We start from the raw sequence: 5,163 nt of genomic DNA, 5'->3' as shown, positions 1-5,163 counted from the left end.
GTCCGGCGCGGCCGCCGTTGGCCGCGTGGGCCGCGAACAGCGTCGCGCCGGCGCTCGGGGATGCCCTCGACCGACGCCGGCCCCGGCCGAAGCTGGTCGTGACGATCCACGACGCGGTGCCCTGGACCCATCCCGAGACGTTGACCCCGCACGGGGCGCGCTGGCACCGGCTGATGGGCGAGCGCGCCGTCCGGTACGCCGACGCGGTGATCGTACCCACTCTGGCTGTCGCCGCCGAGGTGGCCCGGCACCTACCGATCCCCCCCGAGCGGCTGCACGCCATCGGCGAGGGGGTGGCCGAGGCGGTCGTCCGGGTGCCGGCCGACGCCGATGCCCGCGCGGCTCGGCTGGGTCTGCCCCCGCCGGGTGGTTACCTGCTCACCCTGGCCACGCTGGAGCCGCGCAAGGGGCTGGAGACCGCGCTCGCCGCGCTGCGCCGGCCGGACGATCCGGGCCTGCCGCTGGTGCACGTCGGCGCGGCCGGCTGGGGCGGACTCGACGTGCGCACCGAGGCGGCGCGGCACGGTCTGGACGGATCGCGGGTCCGCACTCTTGGGCGGATCAGTGACGAGGATCTCGCGGTCGTGCTCTCGCGCGCCGGGGTGCTGCTGGCGCCGAGTCGATCGGAGGGCTTCGGCCTGCCCGTGGTGGAGGCGATGGCGCACGGGGTGCCGGTGGTGATCTCCGATGCCCCGGCGCTGGTCGAGGTCGCGGGGGACGCCGCGCTGGTGGCCGGCGTCGGCGACGCCGCCGCGCTGTCGTCCGCGGTGGCGCGGATCGTCGGCGATTCGGGTCTGCGGGGACGGCTGTCGGACGCCGGACGCGTCCGTGCGCAGGCATTTACCTGGAATGCGGCGGCGGAGGCGACGTGGGCGCTCTACCGTCGAGTCGGCGGCCCCCCTGCCGTGTCCGTCGCCGCTGACGGGCGGGCGTAGTGTTGCCCCCGTTGGGAAGCAAGCGGTCACCGTGAAGCAAGCGGCCACCCCTGCCAGGGTGGCGCGTCAGGGAAGGAGCGCCGTGGGACCCCGGGTGCTCGTCGACGCGACTTCGGTCCCGGCCGACCGTGGTGGCGTTGGGCGTTATGTCGACGGGCTGGTCGCGGCGCTGGGCGCGGCCGGTGCGGACATGGCGCTGGTCTGCCAGCGGTCGGACGAGGAACGCTACAGCCGGATGGCTCCGCATGCCACCGTTCTGTCCGGGCCGGCGGCCATCGCCCACCGGCCGGCGCGGCTGGCGTGGGAGCAGACCGGGCTGCCACTGGTCGCGGAGCAGGTGAATGCCGACGTTATCCATTCACCGCACTACACGATGCCGCTACGGGCCCAGCAGCCCGTCTGCGTGACCATCCACGACGTCACCTTCTTCACCGAGCCGGACATGCACACGGCGGTGAAGGGGACGTTCTTCCGCTCGGCGATGCGCACCGCGGTGCGCCGCGCCGCCCGGATCATCGTCCCGTCGAAGGCGACCCGGGACGAGCTCATCCGCGTGCTCGACGGGGAGTCGACCACGACCGACGTCGCTTACCACGGCGTCGACACGTCGACCTTCCACCCGCCGACCGAGGAGGACAAGCAGCGGGTGCGCCGCCGCCTCGGCCTGGGCGACGCGCGCTACGTGGCCTTCCTCGGCATGCTGGAGCCGCGCAAGAACGTCCCGAACCTGATCCGCGGCTGGGCCGAGGCGGTGCACTGGCGGGACGAGCCGCCCGCCCTCGTGCTGGCCGGCGGTTCGGGCTGGGACGACGACGTCGACGCCGCCGTCGCCTCGGTGCCCAGCCACCTGCGGGTGATTCGGCCCGGCTATCTGCGGTTCTCCGACCTGCCGGGGTACCTGGGTGGGTCGTCGCTGGTGGCCTACCCCTCGCACGGCGAGGGGTTCGGGCTGCCGGTGCTGGAGGCGATGGCCTGCGGCGCGCCGGTGCTGACCACCCCGCGGCTGTCGCTGCCGGAGGTCGGCGGGGACGCTGTCGCCTACACCCAGCCGGACCCGGACTCCATCGCCCGCGAGATGGGCGCCCTGCTCGACGATGCCGAGCGGCGCGACCAGCTCGGGCAGGCGGGCCTCGCCCGCGCCCGGGAGTTCACCTGGGCGGCAAGCGCCGAGGCCCACCTGGCGAGCTACGCGCGGGCTGTCGCCGAGCGCTGAGCCGCCCGCGGGCGGCTCGCGTCCGGCCTCGACCGCCGACTGACGGCGGTCCAGGCGCGCGAGCCTGCCCGCCGACACCGGCCCTCGTGATCGGCTTCTCATGGGCGGGGCCGGCCCCTGGGCAAAGACCGCCGCAAAGGGCGCGCTACGGTCTTGTCGGCACGGATGCCACTCGCCGTCACCGCCGCGGCGCGGGCCGCGCCGGTCGGACGGCGGGCTGGCGGAGGCGGCCGGGTTGGCGAAGCGGCGGCCCGGCGAGGCGGGCGAGCTGGTGAGGCGGGCGGCCCGGTGAGACGGGTGCCGCCGGTGGAGACGGGTGGGCCGGTGAGACGGGTGGGCGAGGACATGGGTGTGGAACCGGAGTTGCGGGTCGTCGTCGTGACCTTCCGGTCCGGGGAGATCATCGGCGCGTTCCTCGACTCCCTGGCGAAGGCGACGACCCGGGCGTACGAGGTCGTCATCGTCGACAACTCCCCGAAGCTCGATGCGGGTACCCGCGCGGCGGGGGAGCGCCCCGAGGTGCGCCTGCTGCGCCCCGGCCGCAACCTCGGCTACGGCAGCGCCGTCAACCGGGGGGCCGTCGGCGCCGCCGCACCCTGGCTGGTGATCTCCAATGCCGACATCTCGTTCCAGCCGGGCGCGCTGGACGAGCTGATCGGCGCGGCGCGGCGCTGGCCCGGCGGGGGTGCCTTCGGGCCCGGGATCACCAACCCGGACGGCGCCCTGTATCCCTCGGCCCGCGACCTGCCGTCGTTGGGGCGGGGGATCGGCCACGCGCTGTTCGGCTGGTGCTGGCCGACGAACCCGTGGACCGCCTCCTACCGTCGCGAGCGGGGCGCCCCGCGGGAGATGACCGCCGGCTGGCTGTCCGGCTCCTGCCAGTTGCTGCGCCGGGAGGCGTTCGAGTCGGTCGGCGGTTTCGACGAGTCGTACTTCATGTTCATGGAGGATGTCGATCTGGGCCGGCGGATCGGGGCGGCATCCTGGCAGTCGGTGTATGTGCCCATCGCGGTCGTCGAACATCTCGGCGGGCACTCGACGAAGCGGTCGTCCCGGCGGATGGTGGTGGCCCACCACCGCAGCATGTTCCGCTACCTGTCCCGGCAGTACCCGGGGCCGGCGCGGGCCCCCCTGCGGCTGCTGCTGGGCGCCGGGCTCGGCGCCCGACTGCTGCTTGCCCTCGCCTTCGCCAAGGACAGCGCCGGGGCGAAGGCGACCCGGTCCGCGGAGCTGCTCACGGGTCGCGGGACCACCGCCGAGGAATGAGCCGCGGCGGCGGCCGGGTGCGTGCGGTAACGGAGCGTTGAACAGAAAGTAACTGGTTCATGGCGGCACGTTCGGGTAGTGGTCTCGTTGCCCATCCGTCTCCAAGAGCTACCCCATGCCCTGCGACACTGACTGTCCATGGACGCAGTGATGCTTGTCGGCGGTCAGGGGACCCGTCTACGACCACTCACGATGTCGGCCCCCAAGCCGATGTTGCCGGTCGCAGGGGTGCCGGTCACCGCGCACATGTTGGCCCGGGCGCGCGACGCCGGTATCGACCGGGTGGTGCTTGCCACCTCCTACCGGGCGGAGGTCTTCGAGGAGTACTTCGGGGACGGGTCCGCCCACGGCCTCGAGCTGGAGTACGTGACCGAGACGGAGCCGCTGGGTACGGGCGGCGCCATCCGCAACGTCGCCGGGCGGCTGCGCGGCGGTCCGGACGACCCGGTCGTGATCTTCAACGGTGACATCCTGTCCGGCCTGGACATCAGGGCCCTGATCCGCCGGCACACCGCGGCGGACGCGGCGGTCACCCTGCACCTGACCGAGGTGTCCGATCCGCGGGCGTTCGGCGTGGTGCCCGTGGACGGGGACGGCCGCGTCACCGAGTTCCTGGAGAAGACGCCCGACCCACCCACCAACCTCATCAACGCGGGCTGCTACGTGTTCCGCCGTTCGGTGATCGACACCATCGCCGTGGGCCGGCCGGTGTCGGTCGAACGGGAGACGTTCCCCGCCCTGCTGACCGCCGGCACACCGGTCATGGGATACCCGGACAGCACCTACTGGCTCGACCTCGGCACGCCGGCGGCGTTCGTTCAGGGCAGCCGCGACCTGGTGACCGGCCGGATGGTCTCCTCGGCGCTGCCCGGACCGGTCGGGGACTGCCTGGTCCTGGCCGGCGCCGACGTGGCCGCCGACGCCAAGATCGGCGGCGGCGCCACCGTGGGGGCCGGCGCCCGGGTGGGCGCGGGCGCCGCGATCGACGGCGCCGTGCTCTTCGACGGCGCGGTCGTCGAAGCGGGAGCCACTGTGCGGGACAGCGTGATCGGCCGCGATGCCGTGATCGGTTCCGGTGTCGTGCTCGACGGCGTCGTTGTCGGCGACGGCGCCGTCATCGAGCGGGGCAACGAGCTGCGGGCCGGTGCGCGGGTGTTCCCGGGCGCGGTCCTCACCGCCGGTGCGGTGCGGTTCAGCTCCGACCGCACCTGATCCGGGCGATCCCGGCCCACCATTGCGGCCGATCGGCGGATGAGTCCTGATCCGACCGGCCAGACTGATGTCCGTGCCGGTCAGCGCCTCACTCGGCGCCTCACTCAGCGCATCGGACGCGCTCACCGCCGTCGTCGTGCGTACCTTCGCCGTGCTGCGGGTGCTCGGCCTCGTCACGACGGCGCTGTACCTGGCGGTCTGGTGGTCCTGGTACGGCCGGCACCCGCTGGGGCTCGCCGTCACCCTGCTGGAGCTCACGTGGGGGCTCGGCTACGTGGCGCTGAGCCTTCGCCGTGGCCTCGGCCCCTGGCTTGTCCTCGCCAACGTCGGCGCGGGCGCGGCCGGAGCGCTCGCGGCCGGCGCCGCTGTTCCGGCGGTGTCCGTCGGCGGCGCGGGGACCTGGGTCTACCTCGGCTGCGCCCACGCGGCCCTGGTCGCGGGCGCGATGACCAGCCGGCGGGTGTTCGCCGGCGTCCTGGCCACGCTGTGCGCCGCCCTGGCGGGCGGGGTGGGCGTGGCCGGGCGGCTCGCCTCGGT

At 74.2% G+C, this 5,163-nt stretch carries 4 protein-coding genes and 1 pseudogene; all 5 read left to right on the top strand.

Features of this window, described 5'->3' with window-relative positions:
- The coding region (locus tag ND748_RS24755; protein ID WP_251748385.1) for a glycosyltransferase family 1 protein at positions 1-935 on the top strand (935 nt) is incomplete at its 5' end.
- Positions 936-1,017: 82 nt separating this feature from the next.
- Entirely contained in the window at positions 1,018-2,148 is a 1,131-nt protein-coding gene (locus ND748_RS24750) for a glycosyltransferase family 1 protein (RefSeq protein WP_251748384.1), read from the top strand.
- A gap of 345 nt (positions 2,149-2,493) precedes the next feature.
- Positions 2,494-3,414: a glycosyltransferase family 2 protein gene (locus tag ND748_RS24745; RefSeq protein WP_251748387.1), complete on the top strand. Its 921-nt coding sequence runs from the start codon at positions 2,494-2,496 to the stop codon at positions 3,412-3,414.
- Positions 3,415-3,552: 138 nt separating this feature from the next.
- Positions 3,553-4,626, top strand: a complete 1,074-nt coding sequence (locus ND748_RS24740; RefSeq protein WP_251748383.1) for an NDP-sugar synthase — start codon at positions 3,553-3,555, stop codon at positions 4,624-4,626.
- A gap of 67 nt (positions 4,627-4,693) precedes the next feature.
- Positions 4,694-5,163: pseudogene (locus ND748_RS24735) on the top strand (ATP-binding protein); the annotation flags it as partial.

The sequence above is a fragment of the Frankia sp. AiPs1 genome (genome assembly GCF_023716945.1).
Lineage (GTDB): Bacteria > Actinomycetota > Actinomycetes > Frankiales > Frankiaceae > Frankia.
Note: the sequence above shows the minus strand (reverse complement) of the source record. Positions and strands in the feature narration are given on the sequence as shown.

Excerpts from the sequence above, each read along its gene's own strand:
- ND748_RS24740 (WP_251748383.1), top strand. The coding sequence starts at position 3,553 with ATGGACGCAGTGATGCTTGTCGGCGGTCAGGGGACCCGTCTACGACCA.
- ND748_RS24745 (WP_251748387.1), top strand. The coding sequence starts at position 2,494 with ATGGGTGTGGAACCGGAGTTGCGGGTCGTCGTCGTGACCTTCCGGTCC.